Source organism: Pseudomonas sp. ASL4, assembly GCF_056680395.1.
The window spans coordinates 120122-140373 of sequence record NZ_CM155280.1 but is presented as its reverse complement, the minus strand read 5'-3'; the positions used below and the strand labels follow the sequence as shown (position 1 = coordinate 140373).

The window sequence follows — 20252 nt, the reverse complement described above, 5'->3', positions numbered from 1 at the left end:
CTTACGAACCGTCCTACATGATCCACAGACGCCGTGAACTGTGCCCTGAATAACCCCAATGCTAGTTTGCCTGACGTTCTCGAAAGGCAGATTCAGATGAAAAAAATAGCGGTTGTACTGGGCGCCTGTTCACTGACCTTATTCGGCTGTGGCACCGCCGTAACGGTGCTGCAAGACGATGCCGATGCCGCCCGCGGCCTCAGAAAACAAAAGACCTACTGCCAATCCATCCCGCGCATCTACAGCGGCCTGGCCTATGACTTTTGCGTACTGAACGCACCACCCGACCCCACCGGTATTCTGGTGCCACTGGTCTTGCTGGATTTGGGCCTGTCGGGTGTTCTGGATACGGTGGTCTTGCCCTACACGATCTATCGGCAGGGGGCCGACGGCAATATTGCGATTTATTGGCGGCCGGGTCGCGGATAAGCCCCGGCAGCAGCCTTTGGCCGCCCCTTCTTCAGCGGCTGATCACCGCAGGGTCATTCCCGTCATGTTTACGCTATAATCCCGCCCTTTAGCTGTCTCTCGCCCCTTGCGAGGGCACATTAATTTTTGAGGCGCTTGTCGCCTGTATGCAGACTAAAGAGGCTAGACCCCTGTGGCATTGACGATTCTTGGCCTGTCCGGCGCCCTTAGCCATGATCCTTCCGCAGCCTTGTACATCGACGGCAAGCTGGTCGCGGCGGCTGAGGAAGAGCGCTTCGTACGCGATAAACATGCAAAGAACCGCATGCCCTACGAATCGGCGAAGTTCTGCCTCGAACAGGCAGGCATCAAGCCGTCCGACGTTGATGTGGTCGCGATCCCGTTCGCCCCGATCAGCCTGTTCGGCAAAGCGCGCTGGCACTACGCCAAGCGTTACTGGTACGCCCCGGACCGCGCCCTCGACGCGATCCTGATGGGCAACCGTCGCTACAAGCGCTATCGCAACAAGATCGTGTTCTGCCTTGAGCAACTGGGCTTCGACCCGAAGAAAATCAAGATCGAACCGGTCGAGCACCACCTGGCTCACGCCTCCAGCGCTTACCACTGCTCCGGTTTCAAAGAGAAGACCGCGATCCTGGGGATCGACGGCAAGGGTGAGTACGCCACGACCTTCTTTGGTTATGGCGAAAACGGCAAGATCCACAAGATCAAGGAATTCTTCGATCCTGACTCCCTCGGCGGCCTGTACGGCGCGATCACCGAGTTCCTCGGTTTCGAGATGCTCGATGGCGAGTTCAAGGTCATGGGTATGGCGCCGTACGGCGATCCAAGCAAATACGATTTCTCGCGCCTGGCTTCGTTTGAAAACGGTGAGCTGGTGATCAATACCGACTACGCCAACGTTATCGGGCTGCGTCGCTACAAAGAGAAGGGCAAAGGCTTCTACTTCTCGCCGAAGCTGATCGAGTGGCTGGGTCCGAAGCGCGAAGGCGATATCGCCGACGAGCCGTACATCCACTATGCCGCCAGCATGCAAGCGCTGTTCGAAAAGATCTCGCTGCAGATGATCGACCACTACTTGGGCGACGTGCTCAAGGAAACCGGCAAACTGGCCTTCGCCGGTGGCTGTGCGTTGAACGTCAAGCTGAACCAGAAAATCATCGCCCGCGACGACGTCAACGAACTGTTCGTGCAACCGGCGTCCGGCGATGCCGGCACCGCGGTCGGTGCGGCGGCTTATGTGTCCCACGCCCGTGGCGTACCGGTCGAGAAGATGGAACACGTCTACCTCGGCCCGTCGTACAGCAACGAAGACGTGATCGCCGCGTGTGCCCGTCACCCGAGCAAGCCAACCTGGCGCAAGCTCGAGAACATGCCGGAAAACATCGCCAAGATCATGGTCGACGGCAACCCGGTGGCCTGGTTCCAGGGCCGCATGGAGTTTGGTCCGCGTGCGTTGGGTGGTCGTTCGATCATCGGTTGCCCGAGTGCGACCGGCGTGGCTGACCGCATCAACCACCAGATCAAGTTCCGCGAGCGCTGGAGGCCTTTCTGCCCGTCGATGCTCGACACCGTGGCCCCGCAGATGATCAAGATCGATCACCCGGCGCCGTTCATGACCTTCACCTTTGAAGTGGCTGAAGAGTGGAAGACCCGCGTGCCGGAAGTCGTCCACGAAGACGGCACCTCCCGGGCCCAGGTGCTCAAGCGCGAATACAACCCGCGCTACTACGACATGATGAAAGCGCTGGAAGTGCTGACCGGCAACGGCGTGTCGCTGAACACCTCGCTCAACCGTCGTGGCGAGCCGATGATCTGCTCGCCGACCGACGCCCTGAACATGTTCTTCGGCTCCGACCTGCAATACCTGATCATGGAAGACATTCTGGTGGTCAAAGAAGGCGCGGACGCTTATGACACGCTCGGCTGAACGCCATGTGTTGCAGTTCTGTCACGGCTATGACGGGCCGTTCCTGGACTGCGCCCGGCAGTACGCCAGCCTGTTCGCGGGGACTGGCTATCGGGTGACTACGGTCTTTTTGACCGGGGCCGCCGATGCCGAGGTCGCCGCGGGCTGCGCTTCCGACGAAGTGCTGTTCATGGAATACAGCTCCAAGGCTATTCGTGGCCTGAAGCTGGGCGCCATCGGCGATCTGCGCAAGATCGCCGCTTCGCGCAATTTCAGCTTCTGTATTGCCCATCGCTTCAAGCCGATCTACATCGCCTTGCTCGGCACTTCGTTGCCGGTGATTGGCGTGCACCACGCGTTTGGCGATTACAAGCGCGGCACCCGCAGACTGTTCGCGCATATTTTCCGCAAGCGCCTGAGCCTGCTCGGGGTGTCCGATGCGGTGCGCGACGACATGCGCAAATGCCTGCCGAAATGGCCGGCGGCGCGGATTCAGACGCTCTACAACCGTATCGATGTGCAGTCCTTGCAGGTCAGCCAGGTATCGGTTCGTGAGGCTCGGGAAACCCTCGGTCTGGCGGCGGATGCCTGGGTGGTCGGCAACGTCGGGCGGCTGCATCCGGACAAGGATCAGGCCACGCTGTTGCACGGTTTTGCTGCGGCGTTGCCGGGTTTGCCAGGTAACAGCCAACTGGTGATTCTCGGTTCCGGTCGCCTGGAACAGGACCTCAAGTCGTTGGCCCGCGAACTCGGGATCGGCGACCGTGTGCTGTTCCTCGGGCAGGTGCCTGACGCCCGGCGCTACTTCCGGGCTTTCGATGTGTTCGCCTTGAGTTCCGATCACGAACCGTTCGGCATGGTGCTGCTCGAAGCCATGGCCGCTGGCGTACCGTTGCTCGCCACCGCGTGCGGTGGGGCGAAGGAAGTGGTTGAAGGTGTGGGCATTCTGTTCCCGCTGGGCGATGCCGAGCACTTGGCTCAAGGGCTGCAACATTTGGCCGCGATGGATGAGCAGCAACGTCGTCAATGCGCCGAGATGATGCTCGACCGTTTGCGAGAGCGCTTCAGCGACCGGGCGGTACGCGACGCTTTCTGGCATTTGCCACACGTTACCGAACTGGCACAGAGGGGCTGATGCTCAACCGATTTCAAGGCTGGCGCGAACGAGGCTGGGCGTCGGTTGACGCCTCGACGTATGCCGATGCCTGGCAGCGTTTTGGCGGCAGCGTCGCCACTCATCCGCTGGTGGTCGAACGCTTGGCGCAGTTGGCCGGGATCCCGGTGCGTTACCTGGCCTGGGAGCAGGATGGCGAAGTCAAAGCCGCGATTGCGACCTGGGGTCGCGACCTGGCGCTGTCCAAGGATGTGCTCAAACGCAGTGGCAAGAAAGGCCTGTTCGACCTTGGCAATGCCGAGCTGATCCTGCCGGCCGCCGCCGATGCCCAGGCACCCTTGCGTCATCGCGGGCGCTATTTATCAGCGCTGAACGAAGGTCGCTTCACCGGCATCAAGTTGCAAACCGAGCAACTGGCCATGGCCCGGACCCCGGAAGAACTGTCGAAGAAGTTTCGCTACAACCAGCGCCGCGAACTGCGTCTGCTGGAAGAGGCGGGCGGAGTGGTGCGGCCGGTGTCCGAGTTTTCCAGTGCCGAATTAGCGGCGATCTACTGCGACTTGTTCCAGCGCCGCTGGGGTTTCCCTGCCACCGGTGCGGCGCGCATGGGCGAGGTGATCGAGTTGCTGCGCGAGCTGCTGATCGGCTCGGTGATTTTCCTCAACGATGCGCCGATTGCGATTCAACTGGTGTACCGGGTTGAAGCGCCTGCGTGGATCAGCGTCGAGTACATCAATGGTGGCGTCGACCCTGAAACCCGCGAATTCAGCCCAGGCAGCGTGCTGAGTTTTCTCAACACCCAAAGCGCCTGGGAACACGCACGAGCCCTGGATAAGCCGCTGAGGTTTTCCTTCGGTCGGGCCGACCGTGAATACAAGGACCGCTGGTGCAATCCTGTGCCGGTCTTCACCGTATGAGCCAACCCATGAGTCGCAAACAACAACTGCTCAAGCGTCACCGTCGCACCAAACGCCTCGGCCTGCTGATAGCGCTGGTGCTGTTGATTGGCATTGGCATGCTGGTGGCCTGGTGGTTGCCGCTGGTGCTCGCGGTTTTGGGCTGGATCGCTCACGAGGCGTGGTTCGCCGACCATTTGTTCTATTCGCCGAAAGACGATTATCAGTACAGCTTCCCGCCCTACACCCAGCGGCCCAAGGTTCATCTGGTGGGCGAGCATTTGCGGCTGGACGAAGGCGTCATGCTGGTCGACGACGCCACGCTGGTGTTGGCGTTGCAGGTAAAAAGCACTTGGTTGGGCCGTTTTATCGACCCGGTGGTTGAGCTGGCTGGGGGCAACAACCCGGATCGGCAAACCTTCGAGCGTGGGGTGAATGGCCTGCGCTACCTGAACCTCACTGGTCAGGCGCACGTTCTATCCCAGGGCCAACTGCGCTTGCGCGGGCGCTTCTGCCGGATTTCTGGCGAGCCGGTGCTCTGGGCTTTTGAACAGCCGGATTATCACCGTCAGCGGGTGATGGTCATCGCGCCACACGCCGACGATGCCGAACTGGCGGCCTACGGTTTGTACAGCCAGGCCAATGAGGCCTGGATTGTCACCCTGACGGCTGGCGAGATCGAAGCCGAGCACTATCAGCAGTTTGGGCTGAACAAGGTCGAAGCGGCGCGTCTCAAGGGCCGTCTGCGCACCTGGGACAGCATCGCGGTACCGCGCTGGGCCGGAGTGCCAGAAGCGCATTGCGTGCAACTGGGTTATTTCTGTCTGCAACTGGCGGCCATGAAAGCGGCGCCGTCGCAGCCGATGGGGTCGCGAGAGGCGGAGTTGAATGACACCCGCCTGTTTCGCCAGTTGAACCCGTTTGCCTTGCCCGGTGATGCCGACTGTGCGCCGACCTGGAACAATTTGCTGGCCGACCTGCGCGAAGTGTTGCTGCGAGCACGCCCGGACGTCATCGTGCTGCCGCATCCGACCCTCGATCCGCATCCCGACCATATCTGCGCTCAAGAGGCGGTACTCGAAGCTTTGAAAGGCCTGGACTGGCAGCCAACCCTGCTCGGCTATGCCAATCATCTGCATGACAATGATCGCTGGCCGATGGGCGATGCCGGCCATGGCATCGCGCTGCCCCCGGCGTTCGATTCGAGTCTGGCAATGCATCCTTGCTGCTTGCCGATGTCCCTGGAGCAACAGCGCGACAAGGCCATGGCATTGGGTATGATGCATGACCTGCAACCGCCCATGCCGTTCAAGCGACGTTTGCGTCGCTGGATACAACGACTGCTGGCCGGGCGGGTCCCGCCAACCTATGGCGAGAACGAGTTCTTCCGAAAAGCCGTCAGGCGCCATGAATTGTTTTGGGTTTTGAAGCATAACGATACATCTACACCGCAAAAATGAAGCACGACGCGGTTTAGCATGTCGGCAATTTAACCAGCCGCAGTGAAGTACCTGTGATGAGTCCATGTCCGCGTATTCTTTTTCTGATTCCTTATTTTGGCCAATGGCCATTTTGGATGCCGTTCTTTCTGGAGAGTTGCAGGCGCAATACGGACATTGACTGGTTGTTGTTCAGTGACTGCGGCATTCCCGAGAACCTGCCGCCCAACGTCACTGTCGAGACCATGAGCTTCGGCGATTACTGTGGGCTGGTGTCCCGGCGCTTGAATATCGACTTTGCGCCCGATGCGGCTTACAAGCTGTGCGACATCAAACCGGCGCTGGGACACATCCACGCCGACCGCCTGCAAGGCTATGATTTCTGGGCGTTCGGCGATATTGATCTGGTGTATGGTGACCTGCGCAGTTATTTCACCCCGGATCGGCTAGCTGCGTGTGACCTGTTTTCCACCCATGAGCGCAGGGTCGCAGGGCATCTGTGCCTGATGCGCAATACCGCGCGCAAGCGCGAGGTGTTCATGCAGATCAAGGGTTGGCAAAAGCGCTTTACCGATCATGAACATCACGCGCTGGACGAGGGGGCCTTCAGCCGCATCTTCCTCTGGCGCAAGAATTTGCCCGAGCCTTTGTTCACGTTTGTGGGCAAGTTCAATCCGTGGCGTCGTCGCAGCGAGTTCATCGAGGCATTCAGCACGCCGGGTGGCTGTATCAAGTGGCACGACGGCACGGATGATTTTCCGCACCAGTGGAATTGGCGCAATGGCTGTTTGAGCAATGATCGCGATGGCGATCGCCGGTTTCCGTATTTCCACTTTGTTTGCTGGAAACGCAACGAGTGGTCACGGTTGCCCCAACCCGATCCGGCCGAGGTCAGGCGCATCGCCGCTGACCCGGCCTGGGTCATCGATGCAACTGGTTTCCACGGGGAGAGTTATGAGTCAACGGTCAAAGGTCCTGCAGCTGCAGCCTGACTACAACGTCAAAGCCCATGATTTTGCCGACCTTGCAGAGCAGATCGTCAAGGCGCTGCCAAGCGATCGCTATGAGGTCACCGCGGCGTTCCTGCGTGGCAAGCCCGGGCCTGGCGAGGCGGTAAGCCGTGCCGGCCGTTCGGTGTATTTCGAGTTTTCCGACAAGTCCCTCAAGGGTATGCGCTTGCGCGCAATGTGGCAGTTGTACAAGTTCTGCCGCGCTGAGAAGTTCGACGTGGTGATCTGCAACCGCTTCAAACCGGTGAACATGATGCTGACGCTCAACCGGTGGCTGAAAGTGCCGCTGTGCATCGGCATCTCCCACGGTTTCGGCGAGTACGATCGGTTCTACCGGCGTCGCCAAACCCAACGCCTGATCGATCGCCACTGGCGCTTCGTCGGCGTCTCGCCGGCGGTCAAACAGTACCTGCTGGACTGCGACTGCGGCTTTACCGACCCGAACACCTACGCCATTACCAACGCCATCGACATCGAGCAGGCCGAAGGCTTGCAACACAGCCGCGAGCGCGCTCGTGAGTTGTTGGGGATCGATCCGTCGGTACGGCTGATCGGCGCGCTGGGCCGTTTGGTGCCGGTCAAGGGGCACACCTACCTGTTGCAGGCTTTTGCTGCGCTCAAGGACAAATACCCGAACAGCCATCTGGCGATCATCGGTGCCGGCCGCGAAGAGTCGAAACTGGCGGCCGAGATCGAACGTCTTGGCCTGACTGGCCGTGCGCACCTGTTGGGCTTCAAGGAAATCGCCTTGCAGTACATTCGCGCGTTCGATATCTGGACCATGCCGTCCCTGGCCGAAGGCCTTGGTCTGGCGCTGCTCGAAGGCATGAGCGGGCACCTGCCGGTCATCGCCTCGAACGTGCCGGCGATGCTGCCTCTGATCGAGGGCGCCGGCGGTCTGACGATTACGCCAAAGGATGTGCCGAGCCTGATCGCGGCGCTGGATAACTACCTCGCCCTGTCGGACGACGACCTCAAGGCCAAGGGCGAACAGGCGTTTCGTTATCTGCAGAAAGAACACGACATCGAGGTGTTCCGTCAGGAGTACCTGAACCTGATCGACTCCGGCCTGGAACAGGCCCGCAAGGAACAAAAATGAACGACGCGCAGCCAATCGTTACCGTCATCATCGCGTCGTACAACCACGCTCCCTATATCGAGGAAAGCATCCTCAGTGTCCTCAATCAGACCTACTCGAACATCGAGTTGCTGGTGGTCGATGACGGCTCCAAGGACGACAGCGTCGAGCGCATCAAGGTGTTACAGGCACAGCACGGCTTCGATTTCCGTGTTCAGCAGAATCAGGGGCTGACCAACACGCTCAATGGTGCGATCGCTCGCTCAAAAGGCAGCCTGATCGTGCCGTTCGGTTCCGATGACATCATGTTGCCGGAGCGCATCGCGACCCAAGTTGCGTACATGGACGGCAAGCCCGAGGTTGGTATTTGTGCCGGCAACATCGAACTGATCGACGCCGACGGCAATCTGTACCCGGAGAAGCGCCAGCGCCGGGATGTGCCGTTTCGTCGTCTGGACTTCGATGACATGTTCCTGGAGCGCAAGCCCTACCCGCCGGCGCCGACCCTGATGATCCGCCGCGAGGCGCTGGACAAGGTGGGCGGGTTTGATCCGAATATCCGTCTGGAAGACCTGCTGATCGAGCTGAAGGTGACTCATGCCGGTTACTTCATCGACGGCCTGAATGTATTGATGGCGCGCTATCGCAAGCACGCCACCAACTCCTACAAGAACCATCGCTTCATGATCGACAACATCCTGCGCTCCTACGCGTTGTTCAACGATCATCCGCTGTACGACGAGGTACGCTACAAGTTCCTCAGTTCGATGTTCCTGAAAACCGCCAATCGCGATCGCAAACTGGCGCGGGAACTGCTGGCGCAGATCCCGCTCAAGGCCTGGAACAAGAAGACTTGGCGTGGGCTGGGCCGACTCTACTTCTCGCCCCTGGAAAAAGACTGACGGCTATCTCAAGGGTCGCTCGTGCTTAACGAGCGATCTTTTCCTTCAGGCTCTTGTCCGCGTTTTTGCCCTGGCGCAGCCACTGCAAGACTTTCTTGCCAGCGGTAATTCCCGGTTTTTCGATGTACAGGAATGTCATGCTGCTGATGATGATCAGCAGGCATGCGCACAGGGCCATCAACGGCAGGAAGGTCCAGGTTTCACGGGTATCGATAGGTAGTAGATGTGGCAGACGCTGCACCAACAGCCAAAGTACGAAACCGTGCAGCAGGTAGGTGCTGTAGCTGATTTCTCCCAGCCAGCGAATGCTGCGTGGTTTCAGGGCGCCGAACAGCGTATTGCCTGACGCGACGATGACGAAAAACGACGAGAGCAGAAGCAGTGGCATCAAGCTGAACGCACGATCGAATGCGATGAACGCAATGATCAACGCCAGCAAGGCAATGATGCCGGCCAGTCGCGTTTGACTCCAGGCCACCAGATGCGGCCGGCGAACCCAGTACGCGGCACCGATGCCGCCGAGGAAGCTGGACAGAAAGTGCTTCTTGAGCGAGTGTTCCCAGCCAACCAACTGGTACAGGGCGTAAATGCCGATCAGGCATAGCACCACTTGCAGCCAGTTACCGCGATAGACGAACACCATGGCGGCCAGCGGCAGCGCCAGATAGAAGAACACCTCGTAACCCAGAGTCCAGGTGACGTTGGAGATCAGCATGCCGGTCTGGTGATACTGGTTGACGTCCGGTCGCTCGAAGGTCAACCAGGACAGAATCTGGCTGACGAGCTGCATGCCAGGCTCCTTCAGCTCCCAGTTCTGCAGATGGAATACCGAGATAAACACAATCAGCATCAGCGGCAAATACAACGGGTAGAGGCGAAACACCCGGGAGACCGCAAACGCCAGCCAGTCGTGTTCACGACCTTGGCTGAGTAACCGGCTCCAGAACAGAAAACCGGTGATCATGAAAAACAGCGCAACGCTGCCCTGGCCGAGCTGTGAATAGAAGTTGCTCGGTGGGAAATCAATCACGCCGGTGCGCAAGAAAATCCAGGTAATGATCGAGTGGTGAATGAACACACCAAAGGCCAGATAGCCACGCAGGCCGTCGATGCTGGCGTAACGACTTTCACCTGAATGTTGCAGGTGTCGGGCGATTTTCGGTACGGCCCGCAACAGCAATGCTGAGGTCGCGATGGCCAGCAAGTAGGCGACCAGCGCAATGAGGGGGTTAGTTTCGGTCATCAATGAGCCTTGGCCGAACTGCTGACGGCCAGCACTTGACGGTGCAGGTTACTTACGGCGGATTTTGACGCCGTCACGGCGTATCCCTGGAGCAGTGCTTCGAAATGATCCTCGAACAACCAGCGCCGGTCCACTGTGTAGCGTTGCATGTGCCGCAAATTGCGTTGGCGCAGCGACAGACTCAAGGATGACGGGTAGATGCGCATATCCGCCAGATCGATCAGGCCGAACTCGCCATCCTCCAGCACCAGTACGTTCCCCAGGTGCAGCGAGCGGAAGTACACGCCTTGTTCATGCAACAGCGCCATGAACTTGCCGAAACGCTCTACCAGCGCCTGACGCACCGCAGGAGCCGTTATCCCTTGCAAGACCTGCCGCAGGGTATTTCCCGACAACGGCGAGTACTGCACTGCACTGCTGCCGTCTTCGAGGCGATACAGGTTCAGGGTCTGTGGGGTGGGAATGCCCATATTGCGCAATTGTTCGCTGTTGACGGCAAAGCGTTCGGAGTAGGGGTTGAAGCTGCCCGAGGTGTACCAGCGACGACGACGAAACAGCTTGAGGAAGCTGCCGTCCGTCAGGCGCAGGACCTTGGGTCCCAGGCCATCTTCCTCGATCACTTGGGCGTTCGCGGTCAGTTGCTGCATCACAGTCGGTGTCAGCGTCTTGACTGGCCTGGCCAGTAAGCGTCGGGCGCGCTGGTTGATGCTCAGTGCGGCGATCAGCGCCAAAGGAATCCACAGCAGGAACCAGTGCTCCTTGGGTCTTGAGATGATCCCGCCGCCTTCTGTCAGGCCGGCACCGATGCCGAATATCAGCCAGGTCGAGGCGACGATAAACAGAGGTTGTACGCGATACCGCCAGCTACTGAACAGGGCCCATGCCTGAAAGAAAAGCCACGGTATAAACCCGAAAATGCCGACGTAATACAGCACGCCCAAGGCAAAGCTATGGGGCTCCTGCAAGGTGTAACCGATGCCGGCATCGATAGTGAGGCTAGCGTTGAAACCATGGCCGATCCATGGATGTTCGGCGATTCTTTGCAGTGCCAACTGCCAGATTTCGAAGCGATAGGAGTCGCCTCGTTGAGTGATCATCTGTAAAAACAACACGGCAACGGCGGTTCCGCTGACGAATAGCAAACTCAGCAGCACGACAGACCGTCGGTTCCAGCAGATAAAACTGAGCCATAGCGCCGCCAGCGTCAGGGCTACAAGTGGGGTTCTGGAGCCAGTGGCAATTACCGCAGCAAACATGATGACCATCGCCGGAAGGCTGAGCCAGAGCATCTGGCGACGCTTGCAGGTCATGCTCATGCTCAACCAGTAAGCGCAGAAGAAGCCGAAGACGTGGGAGCTGAGCAGCGGGTTGTCGAACGCGCCGCCACCGATCAGGCGCATGCCCGGCTGATAGATATGGGCAAACATGAACAGGTTGTAGACCGAAGCGATCAAACCGACCATTGCGGCACTGAACAGCAAGGGCTGGATGATTTCACTGCGGTGGCGCACCAACAAGTAGCACCCGGCAAACAGCAGCAGCGTATGAAGCACTGGTTTGAACTGGCTGGCGGCGCTTTCGTCATCCGGTGGTCCCCAGCCCAGGCTCAGCATGGCCCAGGCGGCGAACAGCAGCAGCGCAATGAAAACCGGCTCGCGCAGCAGCTCCTTGAGCTCCCGTGGACGCAGGCAAAGGGCAATCAGCGATGGAATGCTGAACAAACCGTAAAACAGTTTGTGGCTTATGTTGCGTCCCGGCAGAAAAAACAACGCGCACAGGAGCAAGAAATAGCCGAGTGGAAGAATCCACAGGCAAATGAAATCGAAGATTCGATTGGTCGTGCTATTGAAACCGCTGAGTTGCATGCTGAGAGATTCAATCCTGAAGTTGATCGGCCATTTTTTGGGTGATGGCTATTTGATGCTGAATGCAGTGCCTAACAATAACAGCCTTTATGCGTTTGCCAGAACCCTGAAGAAGCTGTGCTAAAGTCAGCGTCCTTTTTATCGACAAACGCGTGATATGACCGACTCCAGTCTCTCCGCAAGCCCATCGAGCTTGAAAATCTACTTCCGTCTGCTCGGCTATGTACGGCCGTATATCAGTCTGTTCCTGATCAGCATTGTCGGCTTTCTGATTTTCGCTTCGACGCAGCCGATGCTCGGCTACATCCTCAAGTACTTCGTCGATGGCCTGTCCAATCCCGAGGCCGTGCTGTTCCCGACGGTGCCTTACCTGCGCGACCTGCAGCTGCTGCAGGCGGTGCCATTGCTGATCATTCTGATCGCGGCGTGGCAGGGTTTGGGCTCTTATCTGGGCAACTACTTTCTGGCCAAGGTTTCCCTCGGGCTGGTCCATGACCTGCGGGTGCAGTTGTTCAACAACCTGCTGGTTTTGCCTAATCGCTACTTCGACAAGCATAACTCGGGTCATCTGATTTCGCGTATCACCTTCAACGTGACCATGGTGACCGGGGCGGCCACAGATGCGATCAAGGTCGTAATCCGTGAAGGCATGACAGTGATCTTCCTGTTTGCCTCGCTGCTGTTCATGAACTGGCGCCTGACGCTGGTCATGGTCGCCATCCTGCCGCTGATTGCCGTCATGGTGCGCACCGCGAGCAAGAAATTCCGCAAACAAAGCAAGAAGATCCAGGCGGCCATGGGGGACGTGACCCATGTGTCCTCGGAAACGATCCAGGGTTACCGCGTGGTCCGCAGCTTCGGTGGCGAAGTCTACGAACAGAAGCGCTTCCTGGCAGCCAGCCAGGGCAACACCGACAAGCAACTGCGCATGACCCGCACCGGCGCGATCTACACGCCGCTGTTGCAGTTGGTGATTTACACCGCCATGGCTGTGTTGATGTTCCTGGTGCTGTACCTGCGCGGCGATGCGTCGGCCGGTGACATGATTGCCTACATCACCCTGGCCGGCCTACTGCCCAAGCCGATCCGCCAGTTGTCCGAAGTCAGCTCGACCATCCAGAAAGGTGTGGCCGGTGCCGAGAGCATCTTCGAACAATTGGACGTTGAGCCAGAAGTCGATACCGGCACCATCGAGCGCGATGCAGTCAGCGGTCGTCTGGACGTGCGCAACTTGAGCTTCACCTACCCGGACACTGAACGCCAGGTACTCAACGACATCAGCTTTTCGGTCGAACCGGGGCAAATGGTGGCGCTGGTGGGGCGTTCGGGCAGTGGCAAATCGACCCTGGCCAACCTGATTCCTCGCTTCTATCACCACGACAAGGGCGAGATCCTGATCGATGGCGTCGAGGTGGAGCAGTACAAACTGCTGAACCTGCGCAAGCACATCTCCCAGGTGACCCAGCATGTGACGCTGTTCAGCGACACCGTGGCCAACAACATTGCTTATGGCGATCTGGCTGGCGCGCCCCGTGAAGACATCGAGAAAGCGGCGAAAGATGCTTACGCCATGGACTTCATCGCGCAATTGCCAGAAGGCCTGGACACTCAGGTTGGCGAGAACGGCGTGTTGCTGTCCGGTGGCCAGCGCCAGCGTCTGGCGATTGCCCGTGCCTTGCTGAAGAACGCGCCGCTGCTGATTCTCGACGAGGCCACTTCGGCCCTTGATACCGAATCGGAGCGGCACATTCAGGCGGCACTGGATCAGGTCATGAAAGGCCGGACCACGCTGGTGATCGCTCACCGTTTGTCGACCATCGAGAAGGCTGATCTGATTCTGGTCATGGATCAGGGCCGGATCGTCGAGCGCGGCACCCATGCCGAATTACTGGCGCAGAACGGTTATTACGCGCGCTTGAATGCCATGGGCCTCGATGCCCCGCAAGTCGATATCGCCTGACCGGCGGTGAGGGTGAGCCGGTCTCATCCTCACCTTGCTCACCGTACGTGCAATGCGCTCGGTGATTTGTATCAAAATATTTACCTTTCTTGACCAAACCAGAATAAAACTTTGCGCTGCGCTTGCTAAGGTTCCTGAACGAACTTTGATTTCAATCGAGGGGGCCATCCCTTTCGCGCGGGTACTGCGATGTTGCAACGATGTCTTTGGAAACTGTTGCCCAAGCAGCAACGAGCTTTCCTGTTGGGGCGCCTGTCGGTCGTGGATCGTCAGGTGGTGAACAAGTCGATGTCAGGCAATTTACAATTCCCCAAACCCTTCGCACAGCAAAAGTGCCTGTTCATTCACGTCCCCAAATGTGCCGGGAGCAGTGTCTGTGCGGCGTTGTTTGATGACTGGAGCCCCGGGCATTTGCCGTTGTACTGGTACGAGGCGCAGTTCCCCGAGCAGTATCGCACCAGTTTTAAGTTCGCCTTTGTCCGGGATCCGCTGGAAAGGGCCTACTCCGCTTACACTTTTTTACGGGGTAACGAGCTGGGTCGGCGCGATCAGGCTGCGCAAAGACTGGTCAATCAGTACCGAGACTTCGACGATTTTGTTGCGCGCTGGCTGCATGCGGATACGATCAGTCGACAGCTGCATTTTGCCGCGCAAACAGATTTTCTCACTGACGCCCTGGGGCACCTGGACCTGGACTTCATCGGTTATCACGAGCACATGGCGCGGGACTTCGGGCTGGTTTGCGAGCACTTGAAGCGCCCGGTGATGCTGCCCCATGTCAACAGCTCGCAACAGCGACAGCCAATGCTTGCCCGGGATTTCTGTACGGTTCGGACCCGGCGACTGGTGCGTCGGGTGTATCAACGCGATTACGAGATGCTCGGTTATGAATAAATCCCAATCGATGTCCATGGAAATGCCTGCCATCCGCCCCTACGGGCTGGCGCTGTCGAATGAAGCCCGGGCCGCGCTCAAGTCGCAGCGCCCGCGCTGCATTTGGTTGACCGGGTTGTCCGGGGCGGGCAAGTCGACGCTGGCCAATGCCCTGGAAGTGCAGCTGAATCAAAGCGGCTTTCACACCTTTATCCTCGACGGTGACAACCTGCGCGGCGGACTGTGCAGCGACCTGGGAATGGGGGCTGATTGTCGTCGGGAAAACATCCGGCGCATGGCCGAGGTGGCGCGATTGATGGTTGATGCCGGCCTGATTGTAATCGTTGCGGCGATATCGCCGTTTCGCGCCGAACGGGAGACCGCACGGCGGTTGTTCGCCGAGGGCGATTTCATCGAAGTGTATGTGAGCACGCCTTTCTCGGTGTGCGCGCAACGTGACACCAAAGGTTTGTATCAGGCTGCACTGGAAGGACGGATCAAGGATTTCACCGGCATCGACAGCCCTTATGAGGCACCGCTGGCGGCAGAGTGCAGTATTGACACCCAGGATCTGGAACTTGATGACGCCTGTGCCCGGTTGTTGGCGATTTTGCTCAATAAATGATCAGAAAACCCTGCCAATTCATCCTGTTGCAGCCGTCGCACAAGCCTGCGCCAACCCTGTGTTAATATCGCGCCCCGTTCATTTTGTATGTGGGTTGCTCCATGAAGTTGTCCATGCCGCGATTCGATCAAGCCCCTGTCTTGGTGGTCGGCGATGTCATGCTCGACCGTTACTGGCATGGTGGTACCTCACGGATTTCCCCTGAGGCGCCGGTGCCGGTGGTCAAGGTCGAGCAAATCGAGGACCGCCCGGGCGGTGCCGCCAACGTTGCGCTCAACATCGCTGCCCTCGGCGCCCCAGCCTCGCTGGTCGGTGTGACCGGCGACGACGAAGCCGCCGACAGCCTGGCCAACAGCCTGCGTGGCGCTGGCGTGCGGGCGTTGTTCCAGCGCATCAAGCACCAGCCGACCATCGTCAAGTTGCGGGTCATGAGCCGTCACCAGCAACTGCTGCGTATCGACTTCGAAGAACCCTTTGCCACCGACGCCCTGGCGCTGGGCGAACAGGTCGACGAACTGCTCGAAGGCATCAAGGTGCTGGTGTTGTCCGACTACGGCAAAGGCGCGCTGAAAAACCATCAGGTGCTGATCCAGGCCGCCCGCGCCCGTGGCATTCCGGTGCTGGCCGATCCCAAGGGCAAGGATTTCTCGATCTACCGTGGTGCGAGCCTGATCACCCCGAACCTCAGCGAATTCGAAGCCATCGTCGGCGGTTGCGCCGATGAGCACGAATTGGTGAGCAAGGGCGCGACCTTGATGCACGACCTCGACCTCGGCGCCTTGCTGGTGACCCGTGGCGAACACGGTATGACGTTGCTGCGCCCGGATCACCCGGCGCTGCACCTGCCGGCCCGTGCCCGTGAAGTGTTTGACGTGACCGGTGCCGGTGACACGGTGATTTCCACGCTGGCGGCCGCGATTGCCGCTGGCGAAGAACTGCCCCACGCGGTGGCCCTGGCCAACCTGGCGGCGGGCATTGTGGTCGGCAAGCTCGGTACGGCGTGCATCAGCGCACCGGAACTGCGTCGCGCCATCCAGCGTGAAGAAGGCTCCGAGCGCGGTGTGCTCGGTCTTGAGCAACTGTTGCTGGCGGTCGACGATGCGCGTGCGCATAACGAGCGGATCGTCTTCACCAACGGTTGCTTCGACATCCTGCATGCCGGCCACGTGACCTACCTCGAGCAGGCGCGGGCTCAGGGCGATCGTCTGATCGTCGCGGTCAACGACGACGCTTCGGTGAGTCGCTTGAAAGGGCCGGGTCGTCCGATCAACAGCGTTGACCGGCGCATGGCGGTACTGGCCGGTCTGGGCGCGGTGGATTGGGTCATCAGTTTCCCTGAAGGCACCCCGGAAAACCTGCTGCGCGAGGTCAAGCCGGACGTGTTGGTCAAGGGCGGGGACTACGGGATCGACCAAGTGGTCGGCGCGGACATCGTGACCGCTTATGGTGGGACGGTGAAAGTGTTGGGGTTGGTGGAAAACAGCTCAACTACCGCAATTGTCGAGAAGATCCGCAATAACTGATTGGGGCTGAGGGATTGTTGTGGCGAGGGGGCTTGCCCCCGTTCGGCTGCGAAGCAGTCGTAAAACCTGCAAGTGCGGTGTAACTGGCAGAATGCTGGGAGCTGCTGCGCAGCCCAACGGGGGCAAGCCCCCTCGCCACAAAAGCGTCATGACCGGTTAATTGCAACATCAAAAGATCGCAGCCTCCGGCAGCTCCTACAGGTGTACACATAACCCTGTAGGAGCTGCCGGAGGCTGCGATCTTTTGCTTTCAGGAGCTGACTTTTTTACGCGGCACGATTTTCTTCAGCAGTTGCTTGGCCTTGCCACGCAACCGCGCCAACCCCGAATCTTTCCCCGGCGGGGCCAGTCCTTGCTGGCGCACCCAATCCTTCCAGCGAATCCGCTCATCGCGCACCAGCCAGCCTTCCTGTTGGGCAAAGCTCTCGGCCAGGTACAACCCGCGCGTACTCGCCGGGTATAGCTGATCCTTTTTCAATGTGTAGAGCTCGGCCATTGGCTGGCCATCCTGCAACGGCATCAAGTACAAATCCGGACGCTTGCGATCCAGTCGAGCCACCAGTTGATCACCTTCCAGTCGCTCGTCGACATGAAACAGACTCAGCGACTTGGCTTCCTTGGGCACGTCCAGACGCAAGTCATAGATCAATTGCAGGGACGCGGTCGGCAAATGCACGTAGGCCCTTGGCCGCTCGATCAGTTGCATGTTGGCACACCGCACCGGTCGCGCCGCGCCGGACAACGGGGTCAGTCGAAATGGCAGCGCTTCGCGATAATGCAGGGCGGTGGAATAGGGCGCCGGCAGCCAGGTGTCGTTGAAACGCCCGCTGAGCCAGCCTTCCGGGGTTTCCAGCAGGCACTCTTCGGCAATCTCCTGGATCGCCGTGTGCAGTGGCAGGTTCAGTTCATGGGCCGGCACGTAACCGGAAATCAGCTTGAGGACCACATCGCCACGGTCCTGCCGACGCTGACGCACCAGCACCCAATAATCGCGGCTTTGCCAATGCAGGGTCAGGCGCACCGAGACCCCCAGATTGGCCAGCTCAAGCGCAAAGCGCTCGGTGTCGGCCACTGCCACTGGGCGGCGGCGTTGCAGGGTCTGGGAGAAATTCAGCGGCATCCCGACGCTCTGATAGCTCAAGCCTTCGGGAGTCGCTTCGACGTACAACGGCAGGGTCTTGAAGTTGCTCGGGTTCTTTCTAATGAGCGTACGCGGCATGTCGGCTCCTGCTTAAGGCCGCGTGGGCGGCATCAGTTTCTACGAAGGACTTGGGCAACGGTCGCGACGTTGTGGGCGAGGTGCAGCGGATTGATGGTCCCGACAATAGCACTGGCAACACCCGGATGTTCAAACAACAACTCGAAGCTGGCGCGCACCGGGTCGACGCCGGGGCTCAGGCAGACGTGACCGCTGGCGAGGGCTTTTTTCACCAGGATGGCTTTGCCGTGAGCAGCAGCATAGTCAATGACGGCTTTTTCGTTTTGTTCGTTCAAATTGTAGGTGACCATGGCGCAATCACCTTGTTCCAGAGCCTTCAAGCCGCCTTCAACGGTTTTGCCGGAAAAACCGAAACCGCGAATCTTGCCTTCGGCCTTGAGCTCGGCGAGAGTCGCGTAGACCTCGCAGTCGTTGAGGATCGCAAGGTCGTTGCCGTCGGAGTGCACCAGCACCAGGTCGATAAAATCCGTTTCCAGGCGTTGCAGGCTGCGTTCCACCGAACGGCGTGTGTGAGCGGCGCTGAAATCGTGGTTCGACTGGCCGTCGGCAAACTCTTCGCCGACCTTGCTGACAATCACCCAGTCCTGACGCTGACCGCGCAGCAACGGGCCGAGGCGTTCTTCGCTGCGGCCATAGGCCGGGGCGGTGTCGATCAGGTTGATGCCCATGTCGCGGGCGAGTTTGAGCAGCATGCGCGCTTCGTCATCGTCCGGGATCTGGAAGCCGTTGGGGTATTTCACCCCTTGATCGCGACCGAGTTTGACGGTGCCCAGGCCCAGCGGTGAAACCAGCAGGCCGGTGCTGCCCAGCGGGCGATGCAGGTCGTGCAGGGTCGGTTGGCTCATGGCAGCAGTTGCTCCCACGCCGCAACACCCATCGGTGGTTTTGGCAGCTCGGGCAACGGCGCAGCAGGGCCGGGTTGAATGCCGTCGCGGTCAAGGCTGGCGATGACCCGGTCGGCGAAGTCCGGCGCCAGCGCCAGTTTGGTAGGCCAACCGACCAGCAGTCGACCTTGCTCGGCGAGGAAGGCTTTGTCCGGTCGGGTCAGGCCTGTTTGCAACGGCTCGGCGCGATCCACGCGTAAAGTGGCCCATTGCGTGGTGCTCAAGTCGATCCATGGCAGCAACTGGCCGAGTTCTTTCTGCGCCGTGGCGATTTGCTCGGCGGGTTCGCGGGCAACACCTTCGGCTTCGGCAATGTCCCCGCCCAGGTACCAGATCCATTGGCCATCAGCGGCCGGATGGGTGGTCACGGTGATGCGCGGTTTGGTGCCGCCGCCCAGGCAGTGGGCGTACAGCGGTTTGAGGCTCGGGCCTTTGGCGATGATCATGTGCAACGGCCGGCGCTGCATGGCGGGCTGAGTCAGCCCCAGCGCTTCGAGCAGCGCAGCGGTCCCGGCACCGGCGCTAAGGACGATGCGCTGGGCGCGAATCTCGCGGCCGTCGACTTTCAGGCCGACCAGAATTCCACCTTCCAGAAACGGTTCGATTGTCTGCCCGGCGAGCAAACCATCACCCGCCAGATCCGCCAGGCGCTGGATCAGGCTCGGGACGTCGACCACCAGTTCTGCCAGGCGATAAACCTTGCCCTTGAAGCGCTTGTCTTGCAGGGCTGGCGGCAGTTGGTCGCCCTTGACCTGATCGACCCGCCCGCGCACGGCTTTGCTGGCGAAGAAACTGGTGAGGTTGCCGGCAATCGTGCCGGGGGACCACAGGTAGTGGGCTTCGGACAACAGGCGCACGCCGGTCAGGTCCAGTTCGCCGTCACCGGCCAGCGCCTCACGCCAGCGGCGCGGCATGTCGGCGATGGCCTCCGAGGCGCCGGTCAAGGCGCCGTGCAACGCATATTTAGCGCCACCGTGGATGATGCCCTGGGACTTCACGCTTTGCCCGCCACCGAGGCTGGCACTTTCCACCAGCACGGTCGAAAAACCCTGACGGCGCAGGCGCGCATTCAGCCAAAGGCCGGCGACACCAGCGCCGACAATCAGAACGTCGGTGGAAATAACAGATGGCATGCGGCGACCTCAGTGTTCAAGACGAGGGCGCAGTATACAGACTCGAAGATTAGAGGTTTTGCTGGCGATCAATAGATGGCCAGACACCACCGCACCTGTGGCGAGGGAGCTTGCTCCCGCTGGGCTGCGTAGCAGCCCCAAACCCTGAGC

The 20252-nt window shown here is 59.7% G+C and carries 17 protein-coding genes; 12 read left to right on the top strand and 5 right to left on the bottom strand.

Features of this window, described 5'->3' with window-relative positions; genetic code table 11:
- Window positions 1–96: 96 nt before the first annotated feature.
- The 8 genes from AC1MEW_RS00605 to AC1MEW_RS00570 all read left to right on the top strand — a co-directional run bounded on the left by AC1MEW_RS00605 (window position 97) and on the right by AC1MEW_RS00570 (window position 8777).
- Window positions 97–429, top strand: coding sequence for a YceK/YidQ family lipoprotein (locus AC1MEW_RS00605; protein WP_201254952.1), 333 nt, complete (start codon window positions 97–99; stop codon window positions 427–429).
- Window positions 430–601: 172 nt separating this feature from the next.
- Entirely contained in the window at window positions 602–2359 is a 1758-nt protein-coding gene (locus AC1MEW_RS00600; protein ID WP_201189604.1) for a carbamoyltransferase family protein, read from the top strand.
- Entirely contained in the window at window positions 2343–3473 is a 1131-nt protein-coding gene (locus AC1MEW_RS00595) for a glycosyltransferase (RefSeq protein ID WP_201200045.1), read from the top strand. Before AC1MEW_RS00600 ends, AC1MEW_RS00595 begins: the two co-directional genes overlap by 17 nt.
- Window positions 3473–4369, top strand: coding sequence for an antimicrobial resistance protein Mig-14 (locus AC1MEW_RS00590; protein ID WP_201200046.1), 897 nt, complete (start codon window positions 3473–3475; stop codon window positions 4367–4369). The genes AC1MEW_RS00595 and AC1MEW_RS00590 overlap by 1 nt, the downstream gene beginning before the upstream one ends.
- An 8-nt stretch (window positions 4370–4377) precedes the next feature.
- Window positions 4378–5808, top strand: a complete 1431-nt coding sequence (locus tag AC1MEW_RS00585) for a PIG-L deacetylase family protein (protein ID WP_480425142.1) — start codon at window positions 4378–4380, stop codon at window positions 5806–5808.
- A 53-nt stretch (window positions 5809–5861) separates the two neighbouring features.
- Entirely contained in the window at window positions 5862–6779 is a 918-nt protein-coding gene (locus AC1MEW_RS00580) for a DUF6625 family protein (RefSeq protein WP_201254954.1), read from the top strand.
- The gene (locus AC1MEW_RS00575) at window positions 6742–7896 is read left to right on the top strand and encodes a glycosyltransferase family 4 protein (protein ID WP_480425141.1); all 1155 of its coding nucleotides are present in this window, start codon (window positions 6742–6744) and stop codon (window positions 7894–7896) included. The genes AC1MEW_RS00580 and AC1MEW_RS00575 overlap by 38 nt, the downstream gene beginning before the upstream one ends.
- A complete protein-coding gene (locus tag AC1MEW_RS00570; RefSeq protein ID WP_201254955.1) occupies window positions 7893–8777 on the top strand; it encodes a glycosyltransferase in 885 nt (294 codons plus the stop codon). Before AC1MEW_RS00575 ends, AC1MEW_RS00570 begins: the two co-directional genes overlap by 4 nt.
- A 25-nt stretch (window positions 8778–8802) precedes the next feature.
- Here the strand turns inward: AC1MEW_RS00570 and AC1MEW_RS00565 are convergent, their stop codons facing one another.
- Both AC1MEW_RS00565 and AC1MEW_RS00560 read right to left on the bottom strand, forming a co-directional pair.
- Window positions 8803–10020, bottom strand: coding sequence for an acyltransferase family protein (locus AC1MEW_RS00565; protein ID WP_201254956.1), 1218 nt, complete (start codon window positions 10018–10020; stop codon window positions 8803–8805).
- Window positions 10020–11885 carry a bifunctional O-antigen ligase/aminoglycoside phosphotransferase family protein gene (locus AC1MEW_RS00560; protein ID WP_201200053.1) on the bottom strand — a complete coding sequence of 622 codons (1866 nt, stop codon included), beginning with the start codon at window positions 11883–11885 and terminating at the stop codon, window positions 10020–10022. Before AC1MEW_RS00560 ends, AC1MEW_RS00565 begins: the two co-directional genes overlap by 1 nt.
- A 157-nt stretch (window positions 11886–12042) precedes the next feature.
- Between AC1MEW_RS00560 and msbA the strand changes: the two genes are divergently transcribed.
- From msbA to hldE, 4 genes are all read left to right on the top strand, one after another.
- Window positions 12043–13845 carry a lipid A export permease/ATP-binding protein MsbA gene (gene msbA, locus AC1MEW_RS00555; RefSeq protein WP_480425138.1) on the top strand — a complete coding sequence of 601 codons (1803 nt, stop codon included), beginning with the start codon at window positions 12043–12045 and terminating at the stop codon, window positions 13843–13845.
- A gap of 189 nt (window positions 13846–14034) precedes the next feature.
- Window positions 14035–14739, top strand: a complete 705-nt coding sequence (locus AC1MEW_RS00550) for a sulfotransferase family 2 domain-containing protein (RefSeq protein WP_480425137.1) — start codon at window positions 14035–14037, stop codon at window positions 14737–14739.
- Window positions 14732–15343 carry an adenylyl-sulfate kinase gene (gene cysC / locus AC1MEW_RS00545; protein WP_322270370.1) on the top strand — a complete coding sequence of 204 codons (612 nt, stop codon included), beginning with the start codon at window positions 14732–14734 and terminating at the stop codon, window positions 15341–15343. The genes AC1MEW_RS00550 and cysC overlap by 8 nt, the downstream gene beginning before the upstream one ends.
- Window positions 15344–15444: 101 nt before the next feature.
- Complete coding sequence (hldE, locus tag AC1MEW_RS00540) at window positions 15445–16866, top strand: bifunctional D-glycero-beta-D-manno-heptose-7-phosphate kinase/D-glycero-beta-D-manno-heptose 1-phosphate adenylyltransferase HldE (protein ID WP_201200057.1); 1422 nt, start codon at window positions 15445–15447, stop codon at window positions 16864–16866.
- Window positions 16867–17116: 250 nt separating this feature from the next.
- On the opposite strand, the gene AC1MEW_RS00535 is transcribed toward hldE, so the two are convergent.
- From AC1MEW_RS00535 to AC1MEW_RS00525, 3 genes are read right to left on the bottom strand one after another with little or no spacing between them, the layout of a single operon-like run.
- A complete protein-coding gene (locus AC1MEW_RS00535; RefSeq protein ID WP_201200059.1) occupies window positions 17117–18085 on the bottom strand; it encodes a metal ABC transporter ATPase in 969 nt (322 codons plus the stop codon).
- Window positions 18086–18117: 32 nt separating this feature from the next.
- A complete protein-coding gene (locus tag AC1MEW_RS00530; RefSeq protein ID WP_323570354.1) occupies window positions 18118–18930 on the bottom strand; it encodes an aldo/keto reductase in 813 nt (270 codons plus the stop codon).
- Window positions 18927–20102 carry an NAD(P)/FAD-dependent oxidoreductase gene (locus tag AC1MEW_RS00525; protein WP_201200063.1) on the bottom strand — a complete coding sequence of 392 codons (1176 nt, stop codon included), beginning with the start codon at window positions 20100–20102 and terminating at the stop codon, window positions 18927–18929. The genes AC1MEW_RS00530 and AC1MEW_RS00525 overlap by 4 nt, the downstream gene beginning before the upstream one ends.
- Window positions 20103–20252: the final 150 nt, after the last annotated feature.

What these genes read in the sequence shown, in the direction of transcription:
- AC1MEW_RS00595 (WP_201200045.1), top strand. Translation starts at nt 2,343, where the DNA reads ATGACACGCTCGGCTGAACGCCATGTGTTGCAGTTCTGTCACGGCTAT.
- cysC (WP_322270370.1), top strand. Translation starts at nt 14,732, where the DNA reads ATGAATAAATCCCAATCGATGTCCATGGAAATGCCTGCCATCCGCCCC.
- AC1MEW_RS00585 (WP_480425142.1), top strand. Translation starts at nt 4,378, where the DNA reads ATGAGTCGCAAACAACAACTGCTCAAGCGTCACCGTCGCACCAAACGC.
- AC1MEW_RS00560 (WP_201200053.1), bottom strand. Translation starts at nt 11,885, where the DNA reads ATGCAACTCAGCGGTTTCAATAGCACGACCAATCGAATCTTCGATTTC.
- AC1MEW_RS00565 (WP_201254956.1), bottom strand. Translation starts at nt 10,020, where the DNA reads ATGACCGAAACTAACCCCCTCATTGCGCTGGTCGCCTACTTGCTGGCC.
- AC1MEW_RS00525 (WP_201200063.1), bottom strand. Translation starts at nt 20,102, where the DNA reads ATGCCATCTGTTATTTCCACCGACGTTCTGATTGTCGGCGCTGGTGTC.
- AC1MEW_RS00535 (WP_201200059.1), bottom strand. Translation starts at nt 18,085, where the DNA reads ATGCCGCGTACGCTCATTAGAAAGAACCCGAGCAACTTCAAGACCCTG.
- AC1MEW_RS00570 (WP_201254955.1), top strand. Translation starts at nt 7,893, where the DNA reads ATGAACGACGCGCAGCCAATCGTTACCGTCATCATCGCGTCGTACAAC.
- AC1MEW_RS00530 (WP_323570354.1), bottom strand. Translation starts at nt 18,930, where the DNA reads ATGAGCCAACCGACCCTGCACGACCTGCATCGCCCGCTGGGCAGCACC.
- hldE (WP_201200057.1), top strand. Translation starts at nt 15,445, where the DNA reads ATGAAGTTGTCCATGCCGCGATTCGATCAAGCCCCTGTCTTGGTGGTC.
- msbA (WP_480425138.1), top strand. Translation starts at nt 12,043, where the DNA reads ATGACCGACTCCAGTCTCTCCGCAAGCCCATCGAGCTTGAAAATCTAC.
- AC1MEW_RS00575 (WP_480425141.1), top strand. Translation starts at nt 6,742, where the DNA reads ATGAGTCAACGGTCAAAGGTCCTGCAGCTGCAGCCTGACTACAACGTC.
- AC1MEW_RS00550 (WP_480425137.1), top strand. Translation starts at nt 14,035, where the DNA reads ATGTTGCAACGATGTCTTTGGAAACTGTTGCCCAAGCAGCAACGAGCT.
- AC1MEW_RS00590 (WP_201200046.1), top strand. Translation starts at nt 3,473, where the DNA reads ATGCTCAACCGATTTCAAGGCTGGCGCGAACGAGGCTGGGCGTCGGTT.
- AC1MEW_RS00605 (WP_201254952.1), top strand. Translation starts at nt 97, where the DNA reads ATGAAAAAAATAGCGGTTGTACTGGGCGCCTGTTCACTGACCTTATTC.